This is a genomic window from Microbacterium kyungheense, from assembly GCF_006783905.1.
In the GTDB taxonomy this organism is placed as follows: domain Bacteria; phylum Actinomycetota; class Actinomycetes; order Actinomycetales; family Microbacteriaceae; genus Microbacterium; species Microbacterium kyungheense.
The window spans coordinates 212586-232474 of sequence record NZ_VFPE01000001.1 but is presented as its reverse complement, the minus strand read 5'-3'; the positions used below and the strand labels follow the sequence as shown (position 1 = coordinate 232474).

Genomic DNA, 19889 nt, shown 5'->3' with positions numbered 1-19889 from the left:
GGGGTTACTGCTTCACCGAGCCGAGCATCACGCCCGACACGAAGTACTTCTGGATGAACGGGTAGAGGCAGACGATCGGCAGCACCGTCAGGAGCATCGTGACGGCCTTGACGTTCGCCGCGACCTGCGTCGCGTCGCCGCTGGCGGCCCCCGCCCCGAGCGACTCGGTGCTCGACGCGGCGGCGAGCAGATTGCGCAGGTAGACGGTGACGGGATACAGCTCGGCCTTGTCCATGTACAGGAAGGCGGCGAACCACGAGTTCCAGAACGACACCGCGTAGAAGAGCACCATCGTGGCGATGACCGCCTTGCTCAGCGGCAGCACGATCTTCCACAGGATGCCGTAGGTCGTCAGGCCGTCGATCGCGGCGGCCTCTTCGAGATCTTCGGGGAAGCCCTCGAAGAACGACTTCATGACGAGCAGGTTGAAGACGCTGATCGCATTGGGGATCACGATGGCCCACAGCGTGTTCTTGAAGCCGAGCTCGTTGATCAGGATGTAGTTCGGGATCAGCCCACCGTTGAAGAACATCGTGAACACCGCGATGCCGATGAAGAACGCGCGCCCCTTCAGGTGCTTCTTCGACAGCGCGTAGGCGAACGAGGTCGTGAGCACCATGGCGATCGCGGTGGCGACGACCGTGTAGAGCACCGTGTTGCCGTAGTTCCGCCAGAACATCGGGTCACCCATGACATAGCCGAAAGTCGTGACGTTGAAGCCCTTGGGGATGAGGTTCACCTGCCCCGAGTTGATGTACGCCTCGGAGCTGAACGCCTGCGCGACCACGTTGAGGAACGGGTAGAGGGTCAGGAAGCACAGCGCGACGATGAGCACGCCGTTGACGATGCGGAACACCGTGTAGCTGCGCGAATCCTTGATGCCGGACTGCTTGGCCGGGCGGAAGATCCGGTCGGACATGCGCCGCGGGGCGGTGCGGAGGCTTTCGGTCACCACAGGCTCGTCCCCACGGTTCGACGCGAGATCGCGTTGGCGGTCAGGATCAGCGCCAGCCCGATGAGCGACTCGAACAGGCCGATGGCCGTGGCGTACGAGAAGTTGCTCGAGATGATGCCGACCCGGTACAGGTACGTCGAGATGACGTCGGCGGTCGGGTACAGCAGCGGGTTGTACAGCAGCAGGATCTTCTCGAAGCCGACGGCCATGAACGTGCCGATGTTCAGGATGAGCAGCACGATCATCGTGGGCCGGATGCCGGGCAGCGTCACATGCCAGATCTGCTGCCAGCGGTTGGCTCCGTCGATGCGCGCCGCCTCGTACAGCTGCGGGTCGATCGTGGTGAGCGCGGCGAGGTAGAGGATCGTCCCCCATCCGACGGTCTGCCAGATCTCGGAGCCCACGTAGATCGTCGGGAACCACTGAGGCAGCTGCATGAACGGGATGGCTTCGCCGCCGAAGAACTCGATCGTCTGGTTGATGGAGCCCTTCAGCGCGGTGAGCTGCAGCACCATGCCGGCGACGATGACGATCGACATGAAGTGCGGCAGGTAAGAGATCGACTGGGCCACCCGCTTGAACCGGTGCGAACGCAGTTCGTTGAACATGAGCGCCAGCACGATCGGCAGCGGGAACACGATGAGAAGCGTGAGGCCGCCGAGGATCAGCGTGTTCCAGAAGGCACGCCAGAACGTCGGGTCGTTGATGAACAGCTCGACGTAGCGCAGACCGACCCACTCGTCGCCGAACATCGAGCCGCCGGGCCGGAAGCGGCGGAAGGCGATCACGTTGCCCGCCATCGGGATGTAACGGAAGATCAGCAGGAAGACGACGGGCAGGACGAGCAGGGTGTAGAGCCGCCAGTCCTTCTTGAGCGCTTTGCGCCAGGTGGTGCGCGCCGACGCCCTGCGACGGCGCTGCGTGGGCCGGCGCCGCGACGGCTGCGGGGACTCATCGACCTCTGAGCGCAGTTCCACCGCCTCTGCGACGACGACGTTGCTGTTGACCGACATGCGCTCCCTCGCGACTGTCCGGAGGCGACTCGTCCGCCTCGAGCGTTGCGAAAGTTTCGTCTTCCGCTTCGATACACGATGACGGTAGTGTGGCTCCGCACTCGATGTCAACGTTTTCATTCGACATTTCGTCGGCGACGACAACGTTTTCATCACGACCCGCGAAGGAGCAGTCGCCCGATGGCCAGATTCGACCTCTCCGAGCCCGAGCTCGCTTCCTATCGGCCCGAAGTCGCCGAGCCCGACGACTTCGACGCCTTCTGGGGCGAGACGCTCGCGAGCTCACGGGCCGTGGATGCCGCCATCCGGCGCGTTCCCGTCGACTCGGGCCTCACCCTCGTCGATGTCGACGACGTGGTGTTCCCCGGCTACGCCGGCGACCCCATCAGCGCGTGGCTCGTGCTCCCCCGCGGCGCCGACGGCCCGCTTCCCGCGGTCGTCGAGTTCGTCGGCTACGGTCGCGGCCGCGGCCTGCCGTTCGAACGCCTGCACTGGCCCGCGGCCGGATTCGCACAGCTCATCGTCGATACGCGCGGCCAGGGCGCGACCTGGGGCACGGGCGGAAGCACGCCTGACCCGCACGGAGCCGGGCCCGCGGCATCCGGATACCTCACCCGCGGCATCGAAGACCCGGCCGCGCACTATTACCGACGCGTCTTCGCCGACGCGGCGCGAGCGGTCGACGCCGTGCGCACGATGCCCGAGATCGACCCGGCGCGCGTCGCGGTGACGGGCAACAGCCAGGGCGGGGCGATCGCGATCGCCGCGGCGGGGCTCTCGGACGGTCTCGTCGGGGCGCTGCCCACGGCCCCGATCCTCTCGCACGTGCGCCGCACGGTGGGATTGACCGACGCGGATCCGCACGCGGAGATCGCCCGGTACCTTTCGGTGCACCGCGGCGCCGACGAGCAGGTGTTCCGCACGCTGTCGTATCTCGACGGCGTCAACTTCGCCCGTCGCGCCACGGCGCCCGCACTCTTCGGCGCAGGGCTCATGGACACGATCGCGCCGCCGTCGGGCGTCTACGCCGCCGCGAACCATTGGCGCGGCGGAGCCGACGTGATCGCGTACGCGTGGAACGGGCACGAGGGCGGCGAGGGCGTGCATTGGCAGCGTCAGCTCGCGTGGCTGCGCGCGAGACTGGATGCCGCAGGCCCCGCGGCCGGCGGGAGAAACTTTCGGACTACGATCACACCATGACCGCCTCGCAGCGCGTGACACTCGCCGAGATCGCGGCCGAGGCGGGCGTGTCGCTGGCCACCATGTCGAAGGTGCTCAACGGCCGCACGGACGTCGCTCCCGCCACCCGCGCCCGGCTCGAAGAGCACCTGGCCCGGCACGGCTACACCCGACGGACGGCCGCCCAGCGCAGCGAGTTCGTCGAGCTCGTCTTCCACGAGCTCGAGGCCAGCTGGTCGATGGAGGTCATCGAGGGCGTCGAAGACGTCGCGCACTCCGCCGGCCTCTCGGTCGTGCTCACCGTGAGCGGCGACCGCCACGCGCCGGGCCCCGAGTGGATCGACGGCGTACTGCGCCGGCGGCCCGCGGGGGTGATCCTCGTCTTCAGCGACATCGCCTCCGAATACCGCGAGAAGCTGCGCTCGCGCGGCATCCCGTTCGTGATCATCGACCCCGCCGGGGATCCGTCGCCCGACGTGCCTTCGGTGGGATCGGCCAACTGGTCGGGCGGGCTCATGGCGACCCGTCACCTCATCGAGCTCGGGCATCGCCGCATCGCCGCGATCACCGGGCCCGAGGACATGATGTGCTCACTGGCGCGCGTCGACGGCTACCGGTCCGCGATGAACGCCGCGGGTGTCCCCATCGACCCCGAGCTGATCCGCTTCGGCGACTTCCATCCCGACGGCGGAGAGACCGCCGCCCGCGAGCTGCTCGCTCTGGCCGACCCGCCCACGGCGTTCTTCGCCGGCAGCGATCTGCAGGCGCTCGGCGTGATCGCCGCGGGCTCTGCCGCCGGGTTGCGCGTACCCGACGACCTGTCGGTGGTCGGATACGACGACATCGCGCTGTCGCGCTGGGTCAGCCCCCAGCTGACCACCGTCCATCAGCCGCTGCGCCGCATGGGCGAAGAGGCCACGCGCCTCGCGCTGCGGCTGGCCGACGGCGTCACGCCCGATACGCTCCGCATGGACCTCGCGACGCACCTCGTCGTGCGCGGCAGCACGGCCGCGCCGTCCGGCCGAGCGCGCCCTCTAGGGTGAGGGTATGAACGAGTCCGTGGGCAGCCGTCAAGCGAACCTGTCCCGGATCCTGCGGCTCGCCCACCTCGACGGCCCGCTCTCGCGTGCCACGCTGACGAGCGCGACGGGGCTCAACCGCTCGACGGTAGCCGATCTGGTCGGCGATCTGACCGCGCTCGGACTGGTCGAGGAGCGCGCACCGGACCCGAGCCGCCGCGTGGGCCGCCCCTCCCCCCTCGTCTCAGCCGATCCTCGCGTCGTCGCGGTCGCCGCCAACCCCGAGGTGGACGCGCTCACCCTCGCGGTCGTGGGCCTCGACCGCAGTGTGCGACGCCGCGAGCGCCTCGAGATGACGACGCTGCTCACCCCCGAGCACACCGCGCAGCTCATCAGCGAGCGCATCGCGGCGTGGCGCGAGGACGACCTCGCCGGCGCCACGATCGCAGGGATCGGCATCGCCGTGCCCGGACTGGTGCGCGCCTCGGACGGACTCGTGCGAGACGCCCCGCACCTCGGCTGGACCGACATCGCGCTGCGCGAGCTGGTCGAGACGGCGACCGGCCTGCCCACGACCGTCGGCAACGACGCCGCCCTCGGCCTCGTCGCGGAGCATCTGTTCGGCGCGGCACGCGGCGTCGACGACGTCGTCTACCTCAACGGCGGCGCGAGCGGCATCGGCGGCGGGCTGGTCGTGCAGGGGATGCCGGTGGGCGGCGCATCAGGGTACTCGGGCGAGTTCGGCCAGAACCGCCCCGGCATCGCCGCCGTCGACGACCGCCGCGCCCAGGACGGGGTGCTCGAGGACGAGGTGAGCCGCGCCCGCCTCCTCGACGCGCTCGGTCAGGGCAATCTCGACGAGCCCGAGCTCGCACGCCTGCTGCGCGGGGCGGACGCCCCGGAGGTGCTCGATGAGATCGCCCGGCAGCGCCGCATCCTCGCCACGGCCCTGGCGAACGCCGTCAACGTGCTCAACCCCGCCGTGGTGGTGCTCGGCGGGTTCCTCGCGATGCTCGCGGCCGACGACACGGACGGGCTCGCCGCGGCGGTCGCCGCGCAGACGATGCCGGCGAACGGCGAGGACTTCGAGATCCGGCCGGCTGCGCTCGCCGAGGATCGCCTCCTCTTCGGGGCGGCCGAGGCGGCGTTCAGCGAGCTGCTGCACGACCCCGCGGGATTCGGCGCGGACTGACCCCACGCGCACCCGTCACGTGAGTCGGGCCGTCGTCTCGCGCGGGATGAGCTTCGTCGCGAGCGTGACGTGGGTGGCCGGCGGCGCCTCGCCGCGCATCAGCGTCAGCAGCAGGCGTGCGGCCTCCGCCCCGAGCTGCTGCATCGGCTGGCGGACGGTCGACAGCGCCGGGGCGGCCTTCGAGGCTTCGGGGACGTCGTCGAACCCGATGACCGACAGGTCCCGCGGAACGCGCAGCCCCAGCTCCTCGGCGACGCGGATGATCTCCAGGGCGGAGATGTCGTTGGCGGCGAAGATGGCCGTGGGCCGGTCGGTGCGCCGCAGCATGTCGAGGGCGGCGACGCGCACGGCGTCCTGCCGATAGCTCCCCGAGCCCACCAGCGCCGGATCGACCAGGATGCCGGCATCCGTCAGCGCGCGGCGGTAGCCGGCGTCGCGGGCGATCGACGATCTGAGATCCCGGCGACCGGCGATGAACCCGATGCGGGAATGCCCGAGCTCGATGAGGTGACGCGTCGCCTGCAGTGCGCCGCCGTAGCTGTCGCATTCGACCGTCGGCAGATCGGCCGGGCCGGTGTGAGGATCGATGGCGACGACGGGCACCTCGGCGCCGACGTTCACCACGGTGGGCGTCACCATGATCGCCCCGTCTATGAGCGTGCCGCTCAGCCTCGACAGCGACCGCCGCTCCCAGCCCTCGGCGGTGCCGTGCGATCCGGAGTACGAGAGCAGGTCGTAGCGGGTGTCGCGCAGCGCCTCGCCGACGCCCTTCAGGATCTCTGCGCTGAACGGCTCGAAATCGGCGACGAGCACGCCGATCACCCCGGTGGTGCGCGAGCGCATGCTGCTGGCGATGAGGCTCGACTCGTATCCCAGTTCGGCGACGACGGCCAGTACGCGATCGACGGTCTCACTGGCCACGCCGTAGCGCCCGTTGACGGCTTTCGACACGGTCGCGACCGATACGCCGGCCGCCTTGGCGACGTCGGTGATGGTGGGTCGACGGGACATGTTTCGAAAGCATAACGCCATCGAAACCGTTATTGAAAACGTTTGACAAGATATTTGTTGCGGCCGCAGACTTTTTTCGCTCGGTCGCACGCCGAGCGATGCGCGACCCGATCGCGCGGACTACCGGCACCCCGAAGCGGCGGTGCTCTCCTCGAAGAAGAGAACGGGAATCACATGAAAGCCAACAGGATCCTCGCGGGTTCGGCTGCACTGGTCGTCGGCGCCCTCGCGCTCGTCGGCTGCAGTGCGGGCGGCTCCGACGGGAGCAGTGACGGCAACGTCGAGATGACGCTGTGGCAGAACTCCACGACCGGCCCCGGCCAGCAGTTCTGGAAGGACGCGATCGCCGCGTTCGAAGACGAGAACCCCGGCGTCACGATCAAGATGCAGTCCATCCAGAACGAGGACATGGACGGCAAGCTGCAGACCTCGCTGAACGCGGGCGACCCGCCGGACATCTTCCTCCAGCGCGGCGGCGGCAAGATGACCGCAATGGTCCAGGCCGGCCAGCTGATGGACCTCACCGGCAAGATCGAGGGCGACGCGAAGGAGAACATCTCCGAGGGCTCGTTCAAGGCCGAGACCTACCAGGACAAGGTGTGGGCCATGCCGCTGTCGGTGCTGCCCGGCGGCATCTTCTACAGCCAGGACCTCTACACCGCGGCGGGCATCACTGAGAACCCGACCACGATCGATGAGCTCGTCGCCGCGAACGACAAGCTCAAGGCCACCGGCGTCGCCCCGCTCGCGCTCGGCGCGAAGGATGCCTGGCCCGCCGCGCACTGGTTCTACTGGTTCGCGCTGCGCGAGTGCGCGCCCAAGACGGTGGAAGAGACGGGCGACTCGAAGGACTTCAGCGACCCGTGCTGGCTGAAGGCCGCGCAGGACCTCGAGGACTTCGCCGCGACCGAGCCGTTCAACGAGGGCTTCCTCACGACGTCCGCCCAGCAGGGCGCCGGCAGCTCGGCGGGTCTCGTGGCGAACCACCAGGCCGGTGGCGAGCTGATGGGCGCGTGGGACCCGGGTGTGATCGCATCCCTCACCCCCGACGAGAAGCCGCTTCCGGACCTGGCGTGGTACCCCTTCCCCGAGGTGTCGGGCGGCAAGGGTGAGCCCGGTTCGATGATGGGTGGCGTCGACGGCTACTCGTGCTCGGCGAAGGCTCCGAAGGAGTGCGTCGACTTCCTCAACTTCATCGCGTCGGACGAGCAGCAGACGGCCTACTACAAGGCCTTCAACTCGCCGCCCGTCAACCAGGCCGCGCAGGCCGAGGTCACCGAGCCGTACCTGCAGCAGATCCTCGAGGCCTACAACGCGGCGCCGTTCGTGTCGCAGTGGCTCGACACGGTGCTCGGCCAGAACGTCGGCAACGCTCTGAACGTGGCCGTGGTCGACATGCTCTCGGGGCAGAGCTCGCCCGAAGAGATGATCGCGGCAGCCAACTCGGCCGGCGCGAAGGGATAAGGAACTCTCCGCATGCACAACAGCGCGACACCGAGTACGGACGATCGCCCGGAGACGGATCTCGCGCAGCGGACCGGGGGCGGCGGCGACACGCCGCCGCCCCCGGCATCGCCGCGCCGCCGACGCCGCGGGATCGGATGGTCGGGCCGGCTGGAGATCGCGGTGCTGGTCGGGCCCGCACTGATCTTCTTCGTCGGGTTCGTCATCTTCCCGGTGATCATGGCGGCCTACTACGGCTTCTTCAACTGGCACGGGTACGGACCGGCCGTCGACTTCATCGGCCTCAAGAACTACGTCACGATCCTGACCGACCCCGACTTCCAGGAAGCGCTGGGGCACAACGCCTTCATCGTCGTGATGTCGCTCCTGCTGCAGGGCCCCGTCGCGCTGCTGCTGGCGCTCCTGCTGAACCGCAAGATGCGCGGGCAGTCCCTCATCCGCGTCCTCATCTTCGTGCCGTACGTGATCGCCGAGGTCGTCGTCGGCACCGGCTTCAGCCTCATGCTCGCGACCAACGGCGCACTCAACGGCCTGCTCGAGAACCTGGGTCTGGAGCAGCTGACCCGCGACTGGCTGGCCGACCCCAGCATCGCCATCTGGACGCTCATGGCGATCCTGACGTGGAAGTACGTCGGCTTCGCCGTCATCCTCTTCCTCGCCGGTCTGCAGGGCATCCCCGAAGAGCTCTACGAGGCCGCGGCGATCGACGGCGCCGGCTACTGGCAGATCCAGTGGCGCATCACGATCCCCCTGCTCGGCCCGACGCTGCGCATCTGGGCGTTCCTGTCGATCATCGGAGCGCTCCAGCTGTTCGATCTCGTGTACATCATCTGGGGTCAGTACGTGGCGCCGGTGGCCGGAACGTCGACGATGGCGACCTACATGGTGGCCAACGGGCGCAACGCCGGCAACTTCGGCTACGGCAACGCCGTCGCCGTCGTCATCTTCCTCATCTCCCTCATCGTGGCGCTCGTCTACCAGCGCTTCGTGCTGCGTCGCGACACGGCGGGGGCACTCACCGAAAGGAGCGACGGATGACCGCCACCTCTGTCGCCATCTCGGCGGTCGGCACCTCGAAGCCGGCGGGCCGATCCCGCGGGCGCGCGCGAGCCGGCACGCCCGCCGTGTACTTCGTCGCGCTCGTCGTCATCGCGCTGATGCTCGGCCCGGTGATCTACATCATCCTGGGCGGGTTCCGCACCAACTCGCAGATCACCACGAACCCCGCGGGCCTCCCCGACCCGTGGGTGTTCACGAACTACTTCGACGTGCTCACCGAGGGCACGTTCTGGACGCTCGTGCTGAACTCCACGATCGTCGCGGTCGCCACGACGATCGGTGTCATCGCGCTGGGCCTGATGGCCAGCTACGTGCTCGCCCGTTACCACTTCCGCGGGCGCGGTGCGCTGTATGCGCTGTTCGCGGCGGGGCTGATGTTCCCGATCACGGTGGCGATCACGCCGCTGTACATCGTGGTGCGCGACATCGGTCTCATCAACTCCCTGGCCGGCGTCATCCTGCCTCAGATCGCCTTCGCCCTGCCGACCACGATCATCATCCTGGTGCCGTTCCTGCGCGCCATCCCCGACGAGATCCAGGAGGCGGCGTTCATCGACGGATGCAGCCGCCTGGGCTTCTTCTGGCGCATGGTGATCCCGCTCGCGGTGCCCGGCGTCATCACCGTCGGCATCCTCGCGTTCATCGCGAGCTGGAACAGCTACCTGCTGCCCCTGTACCTGCTGAACGACAACGCCAACTTCACGCTGCCCCTCGGTGTGCAGGCCTTCTCGTCGCAGTACTCGGTCGACACGGCGAAGGTCCTCGCCTTCACGTCGCTGTCGATGATCCCGGCGCTGGCGTTCTTCAGCCTGTTCGAGCGACGCATCGTCGGCGGTCTCACCGGGGCGGTCAAGGGATGAGCGGCGTGAACCTGCCCGCCGTCTCGGAGCGGGTGCAGTCGCTGCACGCGCAGATGACGCTGGATGAGAAGCTCGCGCAGCTCGTCGGCTACTGGGTCGACCAGGGCGACGAGGTCGTCGCACCCATGGCGGGCGAGATGGTCACCTCCACGAGTTACGACGACGCCACCGCGCACGGCATCGGCCACCTCACCCGCGTCTACGGCACGCGGCCGGTGGATCCGGTCGAGCGGGCCCAGTGGCTGTGGAGCGAGCAGCGCCGTCTGCGCGAGCAGTCCCGGCTGGGCATCGGAGCCATCGTGCACGAGGAGTGCCTCACCGGCCTGGCGGCCTGGAAGGCCGCGACCCTTCCCACGCCGCTGGCGTGGGGCGCCGCCTTCGACCCCCAGCTGACCGAGCAGGTCGGTGCCGCGATCGGCCGTTCCATGCAGGCCCTCGGCATCCACCAGGGTCTCGCCCCGGTGCTCGACGTCGTGACCGATCCCCGGTGGGGCCGTGTCGACGAGTGCATCGCCGAGGATCCGTACGTCGTCGGGACGATCGGGACCTCGTACGTGCGCGGGCTGCAGTCGGCGGGGGTGCACGCCACGCTGAAGCATTTCGCCGGGTACTCGGCCTCGCAGGCCGGCCGCAACCACGCGCCGGTGCACATGGGGCGCCGGCGGCTGCAGGATCTCGTGCTGCCGCCGTTCGAGATGGCCGTGCGCGACGGTGGCGTTCGGTCGGTGATGAACTCGTACGCCGAGATCGACGGCGTGCCGGTGGCATCCAATCCCGAGCTGCTCACCGAGCTGCTGCGTGAGGAGTGGGGCTTCGACGGCACCGTCGTGGCCGACTACTTCGCGGTCGCCTTCCTGCACGCGCTGCACGGCGTCGCGTCCGACCTCGGCGAGGCGGCGGCTCTCGCGCTGCGCGCGGGGATCGACGTGGAGCTGCCCACCGGCGACGCGTTCGTCGCTCCCCTGCGCGAGCGGCTCGCCTCCCATCCGGAGGAGCTCGCCGACGTCGACCGGGCGGTGCTGCGCGTCCTCTCGCAGAAGGAGGAGCTCGGCCTGCTCGACGAGGACCTCTCGTCGCCCCCGACGAGCATCGACCTCGACACGGCCGAGCTCCGCGAGCTCGCGCGGCGCGCGGCGGAGGAGTCGCTCGTCCTGCTCAGCAACGACGGGATGCTGCCCCTCCAGGCGCCCGCCCGCATCGCGGTCCTCGGTCCGAACGCCGACGCGGCAGAGGCGCTCATGGGCTGCTACTCGTTCGCCAATCACGTGCTCGCACACCACCCCGGCGTGCCGCTCGGATTCGACATCCCGACCATCGCGGAGTCTCTGCGGAGCGCGTTCCCGCAGGCGACGATCACGGTCGAGCGCGGATGCGACGTCGAGGACCCCGACACGGCGGGCATCGAAGCGGCCGTCGCCGCCGCCGCCGCGTCCGAGGTCGCCGTACTGGTCGTCGGCGACCGCGCGGGCCTCTTCGGCCGCGGCACGGTCGGCGAGGGGAACGACGTCGACGACCTCGAGCTGCCCGGCGTGCAGCGCCGGCTCGTCGAGGCCGTCGTCGCCACCGGGACGCCGACCGTGGTGGTCGTCGTCTCAGGCCGCCCGTACGCGATCGGCTGGATGCTGGACGGCCCTTCCGCCGCCGGCGCCGTGGTGCAGGCGTTCTTCCCCGGAGAAGAGGGCGGCTCCGCGATCGCACGGGTCATCGCCGGCGCATCCGCCCCGTCGGGACGCCTTCCGGTCTCGCTGCCGCGCTCGGCGGGTGCCCAGCCGTACACGTACCTGCACCCGGTGCTCGGCGGTCCGACCGAGATCACCAGCGCCGACAACAGCCCGGTGCGTCCGTTCGGCTTCGGCCTCACCTACACGACCTTCGAGCACGCCGAGCTGACGGTGTCGGACGCCGGGACCGACGGCACGATCACGGCCGCGGTGCGCGTCTCGAACACGGGCGACCGGACCGGCACCGACGTGGTGCAGCTCTACGCACGCGACCTCGTCGCCTCGGTGACGCGGCCCGTGGCGCAGCTGGTCGCCTACCAGCGCGTGACCGTCGAGCCCGGAGAGTCGGTGACCGTCACGTTTCAGGTGCCATCGTCGCGGCTCGCCTTCACCGGCCGCGACGGCCGCCGCATCGTCGAGCCCGGCGCCGTGGAGCTCTGGGTGGGCCCGTCGTGCGCGCAGCGCGACACCGAGGCCCGGATCGAGCTGACCGGTGCCGTGCACGCGCTGACGGTCGACAGCCCGCGGATGGCGACCGCGACGGTCGCGCACCTCGTGAGCGAGCCCCGCTGAGACAGCGAAGAGCCCCGGGAACGGATACCGCTCCCGGGGCTCTTCTCGTGCGCCGGCCGGGGCCGATGGTCAGGCCAGGTCGAGCTCCACCGTGGCGAACGCGTGCGGCGGCAGCGTGACCGACAGCACCCCGGCCTCCAGCGAGGTCTCCAGCGCAACGGGGGCCACGGCATCCGGCGTCTCGGGGGTGTTGTGCGCGGCGGCATCCTCCCCCGTCAGCACACGCGCGCGACGCACCGACGCGCCGCGTCCGCGCAGGTCGATCCGCACCTCGAGCGGCTCGTCGACCGAGAGGTTCGACAGCGACACCAGCGCGGCGTCATCGCGCGTCGAGGCCGACACCGACAGGCCGGGCACGTCGCCCCCGACGACCGGGGCCGACTGGACGTGGGCGGCCAGCGCCGTGGCGTCGTGGTGACCGCGGTTCATCTCGAAGACGTGATACGTCGGGGTGAGCACCATGGCGCCGGAGTCGTCGGTGAGGATCATCGCCTGCAGCACGTTGAGGGTCTGCGCGATGTTCGCCATCTTGAGGCGCCCCGCGTGCCGGTGGAACGCGTCGAAGTGGACCGAGGCGACGAGGGCGTCGCGGACGGTGTTCTGCTGGAAGAGGAACCCGGGGTTCGTGCCGGGCTCGACGTTCCACCACGTGCCCCACTCGTCGAGGATGAGCCCGACCTTGCGGTCGGGGTCGTACGAGTCCATCACGGCCTCGTGGCGGCGGATCACGCGCTCGACGTCCAGAGCCTTGCGCATCGTCCCGTAGAACTCCTCCTCGCTGAACGAGGTGGCCGACTCCGTGTTGATGCCCCCGCCGGCGTGCGAGTAGTAGTGGAACGACACGCCCTGGAACACCGGCGTCGGGTTCGACCCGCAGGTGAGGCATCCCAGCGACTCCATGAGCGCGCGCGTCCACGCGACGTCGTCGTCCGACGCGCCGGCCGCGATCCGGTACAGCTCGTTGCCGCCGTGGTTGCGGCAGTACGTGCCGTAGCGGCGCGCCTCGAGCGCGTACTGCTGGGCAGTCATGTTGCCGCCGCATCCCCACGCCTCGTTGCCGATGCCCCAGAACGGCACCCTCCACGGCTCGTCGCGGCCGTTCTCGCGGCGCAGGCGTGCCATCGGCGAATCCCCGTCGCGCGTGAGGTACTCGACCCATTCGCTCATCTCGCGCACCGTGCCGCTGCCGACGTTGCCGTTGACGTAGGCGTCGGCGTCGAGCAGGTCGCACAGGTCCATGAACTCGTGCGTGCCGAAGTGGTTGTTCTCGACGACGTCGCCCCAGTGCGTGTTCACCATGGTCGGGCGGCTCTCGCGCGGGCCGATGCCGTCGCGCCAGTGGTAGTCGTCGGCGAAGCACCCGCCCGGCCAGCGCAGGTTGGGGATGCCCAGGGCCCGCAGCGCCTCGACGACGTCGGAGCGGATGCCGCGGACGTTCGGGATGGGCGAGTCCTCGCCCACCCAGAAACCGCCGTAGATGCAGCGTCCGAGGTGCTCGGCGAAGTGCCCGTACAGGTGGCGGCTGATGACGTCGCCGGGGACGTCGAGGTCGATGACGGCGCGGGCCGCCGTGGTTGCTTCGTGCGCCGTCACAGGCTTCTCCAGTTCGCTGCGGGGGTGAGGGGGACGAGGGCGGGACGCTCCACGCTGGTGCGGAGCGGTTCGCGGACGCCGGAGGCCGCAGACGCGGTGAGCGCCGTCATGATCTCCAGCACGTGCAGGGCCATGGCGCCGCTCGCGCGGCCGTCGGCTGCGTCGGACGTCGCGCGGACGAGGTCGACAAGCCCGATGCCGCGGCCGGCGTCGACATAGCCCGCCCAGGGCTCGAGGGTCTGCCACTCGCCGCCTCGCTCATGCAGGCGCACGTCCCCGGCGAACCCGTTGGGGTCGGGCACGATGAGCGAGCCGTCGACGCCGTGCACCTCGATCGGCTCGGCGGTCGAGCGCACGCCGTCGAAGCTCATCGTCACGGTCGAGATCGCGCCCGACCCGTGGTGGAGGATGCCGGTCAGGTGCGTGTCGACCTCGACCGGGATCCGCTCGCCGGCGCGAGGCCCCGAGCCGATCACACGTTCGTCGCGCGAACGGGAGCCGGCGCCCGAGACCGCGGTGACGGGGCCGAGCAGCTGCACGAGCGAGGTCACGTAGTACGGCCCCATGTCCAGCAGCGGACCGCCGCCTTCGCGGTAGTAGAAGTCCGGCTGCGGGTGCCACGACTCGTGGCCCGCCGAGACCCACATCGCCGCGGCCGACACCGGCTGCCCGATGCGTCCGTCGTCGATCGCCGCACGCGCGGTCTGCACGCCGGTGCCGAGCACGGTGTCGGGGGCTCCGCCGACGCGCACGCCGGCGGCGGTGGCGGCATCCATCACGCGCTCGGCGTCGGCGAAGGTCGCCGCCAGCGGCTTCTCGCCGTACACGTCCTTGCCGTGGGCGATCGCCGCGAGCGCGACGTCGGCGTGGGCGGCGGGGATCGTGAGGTTCAGGACCGTGCGGATGCCGTCGTCGGCGAGCAGCTCGTCGGTCGAGAGCGCCCGGCACCCGGGCAGCTTCTCGGCGGCCGCCCGCGCACGGTCGGCGTCGAGGTCGGCGACCGCGGCGATGCGGATGCCGGACGCGTCGGCGAGCGTGGCGAGGTACTGGCCCGAGATGACGCCGAGGCCGACGATGCCGACGGCGGTCGGCTCCGCCCCGCTCATCGGGCTGCCCACAGCAGACCGCGCTGGATGATCGTGCGGACGTTGTCGTCCTGCAGCACGTCGAGGCTGTGGCCGGGAGTCGAGACGAAGATGCGGCCGGCGCCCCACTCGCGCGTCCACACCGCCGGCGACACGATGGGCCGGTGCCACGGGTGGTACGGCTGCACCGGGTGGGTCGTGGTCGCGAGCACGTCGATGAGGTCGTCGTGCAGCACCCAGTACTGCTCGGTCGTGAGCGTGAAGTCGTCCAGGCCCGCCATGATCTCGTGGCCGCGGCCGAGGTCGGTGAGCTCGACCGTGTACGGCAGGTAGTTGTCGCTCTGGTCGCCGTGCACCTCGTCGGGGTGCTTGGACGGGTGCGTGGCGAACTGGCCGCCCACGAGCTGCAGGTAGTCCGAGCTCGAGCGGAACGAGTCGGCGATGCCGCCGTGCCAGCCCGCGAGCCCGGTGCCCGCGGCGACCGCGTCGCGCAGGCCCTTGACGGCCTCGTTCGAGGCCTGCGACATGGTGACGGACTGCAGCACGAGGTCGGTCGCGGCCATGCGGTCGGCGTCGGCGTAGACCTGGGGGTCGTCCTCGATCGTCACGTCGAAGCCGTTCTCGCGCAGGAAGGGGATGTACAGGTCGGTGGCCTCTCTGGGGTGATGGCCGTCCCATCCGCCGCGGACGACGAGGGCGGTGCGGGTCATGCGGGGTTCCCTTCGGTTTCGCCGGCGACGGTCGCCACCGGGGTGAGGATGCTGTCGTGCTCGGCGCTCTGCTCGACGGCGGCGAGCACGCGCTGCACCTGGGCGGCGTCGGCGAAGGTCGGCGAGACCGGGACCTCTCCCGCCACGGCGCGCACGAAGTCGACGGCCTGGTGCGTGAACAGGTGCTCGTAGCCCAGGCCGTGGCCGGCGGGCCACCACGCACCGGCGTAGGGGTGGCGTGCCTCGGTGACCTGCACGCGGCGGAAGCCCTGTGCGACGTCGGCCGCGGCGTCGTACACCTCGAGCTCGTTCATGCGCTCGAAGTCGAACGCGATCGCCCCGCGGTCGCCCGAGATCTCGATGCGGTTGGCGTTGCGTCGCCCCGTCGCCATGCGGGTGGCCTCGAACACGCCGAGCGCGCCGCCGTCGAAGCGGGCCGTGAACGCGGCCGCGTCGTCGACGGTGACCGGCAGCCGGTCGGTGGGGTCGGCCGCGACGCCGCCCAGGCCCTCGACCGCGCCACGGCGCGGCCTGCTCGTGACGAACGTGCGCATCGCCGCCGACACCGCCTCGATGTTCTGGCCGGCGAGCCACTGCGCGGTGTCGATCGAGTGGGCGCCGATGTCGCCGAGCGCGCCGGAGCCCGCACGGTCGCGGTCCATGCGCCACGTGTGCGGGGCGTCGGGGTCGCTCAGCCAGTCCTGCAGGTACTGGGCGCGGACGTGGCGGATCTCGCCCACGCGCCCGTCGGCGATGAGCTCCCGGGCGAGGGCGAGCGCCGGCGTGCGGCGGTAGCTGAAGCCGCACATCGCGATGCCGGCGGCACGGGTCGCGGCATCCACCATCGCGTCAGCCTCGGCGACCGTGTTGGCCAGCGGCTTCTCGCACAGCACGTGCTTGCCGGCGGCGAGGGCGGCCAGCGCGATCTCGGCGTGCGTGTCGCCGGGCGTGCAGATGTCGATCACGTCGATGTCGTCGCGCTCGACGGCTTCGCGCCAGTCGGCGGAGTGCTCGGGCCACTCCAGCCGGGCGGCGACCTCGGCCGTCGCCTCGGGGCGGCGGCCGATCAGCAGCGCCGGCACGGGCCGGTAGGGGAGGTCGAAGAAGCGCGGTGCGGTGCGCCAGGCCTGCGTGTGCATCCGGCCCATGAAGCCGGTGCCGATCAGCGCGATCCGCAGCGGCGATGTCGTCGTCGTCATCGTGGGAGTGCCCTTTCCAGGCACCGACGATGCCACCGCGGTCGGACCCTGGCGAGAATCTTGCGCAAAACCCTCGGCGTGCGCGAGGGTGGTCGGGTGCCCGATCGCGTGACCCTCGCCGACCTCGCCGCGCACGCCGGCGTGAGCGTCGGCACGGTGTCGCGCGCGCTGTCGGGTCGCGGCGACCTCGCTCCCGCCACGCGCCGCCGCGTGCTCACCGCGGCGCGTGCGCTCGGGTACGCGCGCGACCCTGCGGCCGGGGGCCGGCCACCCGGCTCGGCACGGCTCGTCGACCTCGTGCTGGGCGGGTACCACAACGCGTACTCCGACGAGGTGACGGCGGGCGCCCGGAGTGCCGCGGCCGCGGCCGGGTACGACCTCGTCCTCACCGAGGAGCGCGACACCCCCGACGACGACTGGCCCATGCGCGTGCGGCGGCGCGGCTCGGCGGGCGTCATGCTCGGCCTGATCTCGCCCACGGCGTCCCAGCTGGCAGCGCTGACGGATGCCGACATCCCCGTCGTGCTGATGGATCCACAGGCCGAGACGTCGCGCGGGCTCACGAGCGTGCGCACGACCGATCGCGCCGGCGCACGCACGGCCGCGCTGCATCTGGCCGATCGCGGCGCGACCCGGTTCGCGATCGTCGTGGGCTCACCGCCGTACCGGTACGGCCGTGCACGGCACGAGGGTTTCGTCGAAGGTCTGCGCGAGGTGCGACCGGGCTCCGAGCCGGTCGTGCTCGAGGCCGACTGGGGCGCCGTCGCTGCACGTGAGGCCGCGGTGCCCGTGCTGCGCCGCCTCCATCCGGGTGAGCGGCTCGGCGTGTTCGCGTGCTCGGACGAGATGGCGGCGGGCGTCTACGCCGCGGCCTCGGCGACCGGCCGCAGCATCCCGCACGACGTGCTCATCGTGGGCTTCGACGATCTGCGCAGCGCCCGCTGGCTCACCCCGCCGCTCACGACCGTGCGGCAGCCGATCCGCGAGATGGCGGCCGCCGGTGTCACCGCGCTCACCGACGCCGCCGCCGGCGCGACGCTCAGTCCCGCCCCGATCTTCCTCCCCACGCGCCTCATCCCCCGCGGCTCCACCTGAGCCCGTTCCCCGCCGTCCGGCGATGCCGCAGCCGCGCCGCCGGACGGACCGGCGGGACCGGCATCCACTCAGCACAGAACGACCTACCGGAGCGGCGAATCGCACGGGTAGCGTGAGGGCACGTCCGACGGAAGGCACCGCATGTCGCTCTCGACCGAACGAACCGCCCGCCCTGCGCGGAGCGAATCCGAGCTGCAGCAGATGGCGAAGGACCACCTGTGGATGCACTTCGCCCGTCAGTCCGTCATGACGGACGGCCCCGGTGTGCCCATCATCGTCAAGGGCGAGGGCCACCACATCTGGGACTCGCAGGGGCGCAAGTACATCGACGGCCTCGCGGGGCTCTTCGTCGTCGCCGCAGGCCACGGTCGCCGGCGGCTCGCCGAGGCCGCCGGCAGGCAGGCCGAAGAATTGGCGTTCTTCCCGCTCTGGTCGTACGCGCATCCCGCGGCGATCGAGCTCGCCGACCGCATCGCCTCGTACGCGCCGGGCGATCTCAACCGGGTGTTCTTCTCGACGGGCGGCGGCGAGGCCGTCGAGACCGCGTTCAAGCTCGCGAAGTACTACTGGAAGATCCAGGGGCGGCCGTCCAAGCACAAGGTGATCTCGCGCTCGGTGGCCTACCACGGCACCCCGCAGGGGGCGCTCGCGATCACCGGCATCCCCGCCATGAAGGAGATGTTCGAGCCGGTGACACCCGGCGGCTTCCGCGTTCCCAACACCAACTTCTACCGCGCCGCCGACATGGGCGCGCCGACGGGCAGCCTCGAGGAGTTCGGCGCGTGGGCCGCCGACCGCATCGAAGAGATGATCCTGTTCGAGGGCCCCGAGACCGTGGCCGCAGTGTTCCTCGAGCCGGTGCAGAACTCGGGCGGCTGCTTCCCGCCGCCGCCCGGCTACTTCCAGCGCGTGCGCCAGATCTGCGACAAGTACGACGTGCTGCTCGTGTCGGACGAGGTGATCTGCGCGTTCGGCCGCATCGGCCACATGTTCGCGTGCGACGCGTACGGCTACCAGCCCGACATGATCACGTTCGCGAAGGCGGTCACCAGCGGCTATGCGCCGCTGGGCGGCACCGTCGTCAGCGACCGCATCTACGAGCCCTTCGCGCACGGCGACCGGTCCTTCCCCCACGGCTACACCTTCGGCGGGCACCCGGTGTCGGCTGCCGTCGCACTGGAGAACCTCGACATCTTCGAAGAGGAGGGGCTCGCCGAGCGGGTGCGCGAGAATTCGCCGGTGTTCCGCTCGACGCTCGAGAAGCTGACCGACCTGCCGATCGTCGGCGACGTCCGCGGCGACGGCTACTTCTTCGGCATCGAGCTCGTGAAGGACAAGACGACCAGAGAGACCTTCGACGACGACGAGTCCGAGCGTCTGCTCCGCGGCTTCCTGTCGAAGGCGCTGTTCGAGGCGGGGCTGTACTGCCGCGCCGACGACCGCGGCGATCCTGTCATCCAGCTCGCCCCACCGCTCACGATCGGCCCCGCCGAGTTCGACGAGATCGAGCAGATCCTGCGCGGCGTGCTGACGGAGGCCTGGACCCGGCTCTGATCGGCGGATGCCGCCAGCAGCGGCTCAGCGCGGCGCGAACGCCGCCTGGAACAGCCGTCGGGCGCGGACCGACGCGGCCGGCCGGGCTGCGGCATCCGTCCGCGCGAGCTCGGTCGCGAGCATCCCGGTCGCCATCGTGACGTCGTCGATCTCGACGTGGGCGCCGATACGGCCCGCGGCGTGATCACGCTCCACCAGACGCTCGACGACCGCGTGGAACCGCTCGCCCAGGGTCGCCACGCGGGGATCGGTCAGGTCGGCCGTCACGAGCTGGATGAACGCCGTCGACACCACGGCCTGGTCGACCACGCGGTCGAGCAGATCCTGGATCGTGCGGTCGGGCGCGGCGGTGTACTCCTCGAGGTCGCGCACGTTGTCTTCGAAGACGGCCACGGCGAGCGCGGTGCGGTCGGGGAAGTGGCGGTAGAGGCTGCCCTGCCCGACGCCGGCGCGCTTGGCCACGGCGCTGAACGGGGCGGCGAGGCCCCCTTCGGCGTAGACCTCGCGGGCAGCGGCGATGAGGGCGCGGCGGTTGTCGGCGGCGGCGGCGGGGCCGCGGTTCTGGCGGGTTTCCGCACGGGGGGATGCGGTGCTGTGCACGGGTGTA

General features: G+C 70.6%; 17 protein-coding genes. 9 read left to right on the top strand and 8 right to left on the bottom strand.

Annotated elements, in window-relative coordinates; translation table 11 throughout:
- Positions 1-4 precede the first annotated feature (4 nt).
- A complete protein-coding gene (locus tag FB391_RS01050; RefSeq protein ID WP_141893593.1) occupies positions 5-919 on the bottom strand; it encodes a carbohydrate ABC transporter permease in 915 nt (304 codons plus the stop codon).
- 29 nt (positions 920-948) lie between these two features.
- Complete coding sequence (locus FB391_RS01045; RefSeq protein WP_141892457.1) at positions 949-1968, bottom strand: ABC transporter permease; 1020 nt, start codon at positions 1966-1968, stop codon at positions 949-951.
- 180 nt (positions 1969-2148) lie between these two features.
- On the opposite strand from FB391_RS01045, the gene FB391_RS01040 reads away from it, so the two are divergent.
- Genes FB391_RS01040 through FB391_RS01030 form a run of 3 tightly spaced genes read left to right on the top strand, consistent with a single transcriptional unit; the run spans position 2149 to position 5358 of the window.
- Positions 2149-3168: an acetylxylan esterase gene (locus FB391_RS01040; protein ID WP_141892456.1), complete on the top strand. Its 1020-nt coding sequence runs from the start codon at positions 2149-2151 to the stop codon at positions 3166-3168.
- Positions 3165-4190 carry a LacI family DNA-binding transcriptional regulator gene (locus FB391_RS01035; protein WP_141892455.1) on the top strand — a complete coding sequence of 342 codons (1026 nt, stop codon included), beginning with the start codon at positions 3165-3167 and terminating at the stop codon, positions 4188-4190. The genes FB391_RS01040 and FB391_RS01035 overlap by 4 nt, the downstream gene beginning before the upstream one ends.
- 4 nt (positions 4191-4194) lie before the next feature.
- Positions 4195-5358, top strand: a complete 1164-nt coding sequence (locus FB391_RS01030) for an ROK family protein (protein WP_141892454.1) — start codon at positions 4195-4197, stop codon at positions 5356-5358.
- A gap of 15 nt (positions 5359-5373) precedes the next feature.
- Here FB391_RS01030 and FB391_RS01025 read toward each other — a convergent pair whose 3' ends face one another.
- Positions 5374-6369 carry a LacI family DNA-binding transcriptional regulator gene (locus FB391_RS01025; RefSeq protein ID WP_141892453.1) on the bottom strand — a complete coding sequence of 332 codons (996 nt, stop codon included), beginning with the start codon at positions 6367-6369 and terminating at the stop codon, positions 5374-5376.
- Positions 6370-6543: 174 nt separating this feature from the next.
- Here FB391_RS01025 and FB391_RS01020 point away from each other — a divergent pair, with 174 nt between their 5' ends.
- The 4 genes from FB391_RS01020 to FB391_RS01005 are packed head-to-tail and all read left to right on the top strand — an operon-like array spanning position 6544 to position 12046.
- Positions 6544-7833, top strand: a complete 1290-nt coding sequence (locus FB391_RS01020) for an ABC transporter substrate-binding protein (RefSeq protein ID WP_141892452.1) — start codon at positions 6544-6546, stop codon at positions 7831-7833.
- 12 nt (positions 7834-7845) lie between these two features.
- A complete protein-coding gene (locus FB391_RS01015) occupies positions 7846-8871 on the top strand; it encodes a carbohydrate ABC transporter permease (RefSeq protein ID WP_141892451.1) in 1026 nt (341 codons plus the stop codon).
- Positions 8868-9752, top strand: a complete 885-nt coding sequence (locus tag FB391_RS01010; RefSeq protein WP_141892450.1) for a carbohydrate ABC transporter permease — start codon at positions 8868-8870, stop codon at positions 9750-9752. The genes FB391_RS01015 and FB391_RS01010 overlap by 4 nt, the downstream gene beginning before the upstream one ends.
- Complete coding sequence (locus FB391_RS01005) at positions 9749-12046, top strand: beta-xylosidase/alpha-l-arabinosidase (protein ID WP_141892449.1); 2298 nt, start codon at positions 9749-9751, stop codon at positions 12044-12046. The genes FB391_RS01010 and FB391_RS01005 overlap by 4 nt, the downstream gene beginning before the upstream one ends.
- Positions 12047-12115: 69 nt before the next feature.
- Here FB391_RS01005 and FB391_RS01000 read toward each other — a convergent pair whose 3' ends face one another.
- Genes FB391_RS01000 through FB391_RS00985 form a run of 4 tightly spaced genes read right to left on the bottom strand, consistent with a single transcriptional unit; the run spans position 12116 to position 16633 of the window.
- Entirely contained in the window at positions 12116-13639 is a 1524-nt protein-coding gene (locus tag FB391_RS01000; protein WP_141892448.1) for an alpha-N-arabinofuranosidase, read from the bottom strand.
- The gene (locus FB391_RS00995) at positions 13636-14745 is read right to left on the bottom strand and encodes a Gfo/Idh/MocA family protein (protein ID WP_141892447.1); all 1110 of its coding nucleotides are present in this window, start codon (positions 14743-14745) and stop codon (positions 13636-13638) included. Before FB391_RS00995 ends, FB391_RS01000 begins: the two co-directional genes overlap by 4 nt.
- Complete coding sequence (locus FB391_RS00990) at positions 14742-15434, bottom strand: ThuA domain-containing protein (RefSeq protein ID WP_141892446.1); 693 nt, start codon at positions 15432-15434, stop codon at positions 14742-14744. The genes FB391_RS00995 and FB391_RS00990 overlap by 4 nt, the downstream gene beginning before the upstream one ends.
- Positions 15431-16633, bottom strand: a complete 1203-nt coding sequence (locus tag FB391_RS00985; RefSeq protein ID WP_141892445.1) for a Gfo/Idh/MocA family protein — start codon at positions 16631-16633, stop codon at positions 15431-15433. Before FB391_RS00985 ends, FB391_RS00990 begins: the two co-directional genes overlap by 4 nt.
- A 96-nt stretch (positions 16634-16729) precedes the next feature.
- Between FB391_RS00985 and FB391_RS00980 the strand changes: the two genes are divergently transcribed.
- Both FB391_RS00980 and FB391_RS00975 read left to right on the top strand, forming a co-directional pair.
- A complete protein-coding gene (locus FB391_RS00980) occupies positions 16730-17728 on the top strand; it encodes a LacI family DNA-binding transcriptional regulator (RefSeq protein WP_246093305.1) in 999 nt (332 codons plus the stop codon).
- 141 nt (positions 17729-17869) lie between these two features.
- Positions 17870-19282: an aspartate aminotransferase family protein gene (locus tag FB391_RS00975; protein ID WP_141892444.1), complete on the top strand. Its 1413-nt coding sequence runs from the start codon at positions 17870-17872 to the stop codon at positions 19280-19282.
- Positions 19283-19306: 24 nt separating this feature from the next.
- On the opposite strand, the gene FB391_RS00970 is transcribed toward FB391_RS00975, so the two are convergent.
- Complete coding sequence (locus tag FB391_RS00970) at positions 19307-19882, bottom strand: TetR/AcrR family transcriptional regulator (protein ID WP_141892443.1); 576 nt, start codon at positions 19880-19882, stop codon at positions 19307-19309.
- Positions 19883-19889: the final 7 nt, after the last annotated feature.

Excerpts from the sequence above, each read along its gene's own strand:
- FB391_RS01020 (WP_141892452.1), top strand. The coding sequence starts at position 6,544 with ATGAAAGCCAACAGGATCCTCGCGGGTTCGGCTGCACTGGTCGTCGGC.
- FB391_RS00975 (WP_141892444.1), top strand. The coding sequence starts at position 17,870 with ATGTCGCTCTCGACCGAACGAACCGCCCGCCCTGCGCGGAGCGAATCC.
- FB391_RS01010 (WP_141892450.1), top strand. The coding sequence starts at position 8,868 with ATGACCGCCACCTCTGTCGCCATCTCGGCGGTCGGCACCTCGAAGCCG.
- FB391_RS01040 (WP_141892456.1), top strand. The coding sequence starts at position 2,149 with ATGGCCAGATTCGACCTCTCCGAGCCCGAGCTCGCTTCCTATCGGCCC.
- FB391_RS00990 (WP_141892446.1), bottom strand. The coding sequence starts at position 15,434 with ATGACCCGCACCGCCCTCGTCGTCCGCGGCGGATGGGACGGCCATCAC.
- FB391_RS01005 (WP_141892449.1), top strand. The coding sequence starts at position 9,749 with ATGAGCGGCGTGAACCTGCCCGCCGTCTCGGAGCGGGTGCAGTCGCTG.
- FB391_RS01025 (WP_141892453.1), bottom strand. The coding sequence starts at position 6,369 with ATGTCCCGTCGACCCACCATCACCGACGTCGCCAAGGCGGCCGGCGTA.
- FB391_RS01045 (WP_141892457.1), bottom strand. The coding sequence starts at position 1,968 with ATGTCGGTCAACAGCAACGTCGTCGTCGCAGAGGCGGTGGAACTGCGC.
- FB391_RS01015 (WP_141892451.1), top strand. The coding sequence starts at position 7,846 with ATGCACAACAGCGCGACACCGAGTACGGACGATCGCCCGGAGACGGAT.
- FB391_RS01030 (WP_141892454.1), top strand. The coding sequence starts at position 4,195 with ATGAACGAGTCCGTGGGCAGCCGTCAAGCGAACCTGTCCCGGATCCTG.
- FB391_RS00985 (WP_141892445.1), bottom strand. The coding sequence starts at position 16,633 with ATGACGACGACGACATCGCCGCTGCGGATCGCGCTGATCGGCACCGGC.
- FB391_RS01035 (WP_141892455.1), top strand. The coding sequence starts at position 3,165 with ATGACCGCCTCGCAGCGCGTGACACTCGCCGAGATCGCGGCCGAGGCG.
- FB391_RS00995 (WP_141892447.1), bottom strand. The coding sequence starts at position 14,745 with ATGAGCGGGGCGGAGCCGACCGCCGTCGGCATCGTCGGCCTCGGCGTC.
- FB391_RS01050 (WP_141893593.1), bottom strand. The coding sequence starts at position 919 with ATGTCCGACCGGATCTTCCGCCCGGCCAAGCAGTCCGGCATCAAGGAT.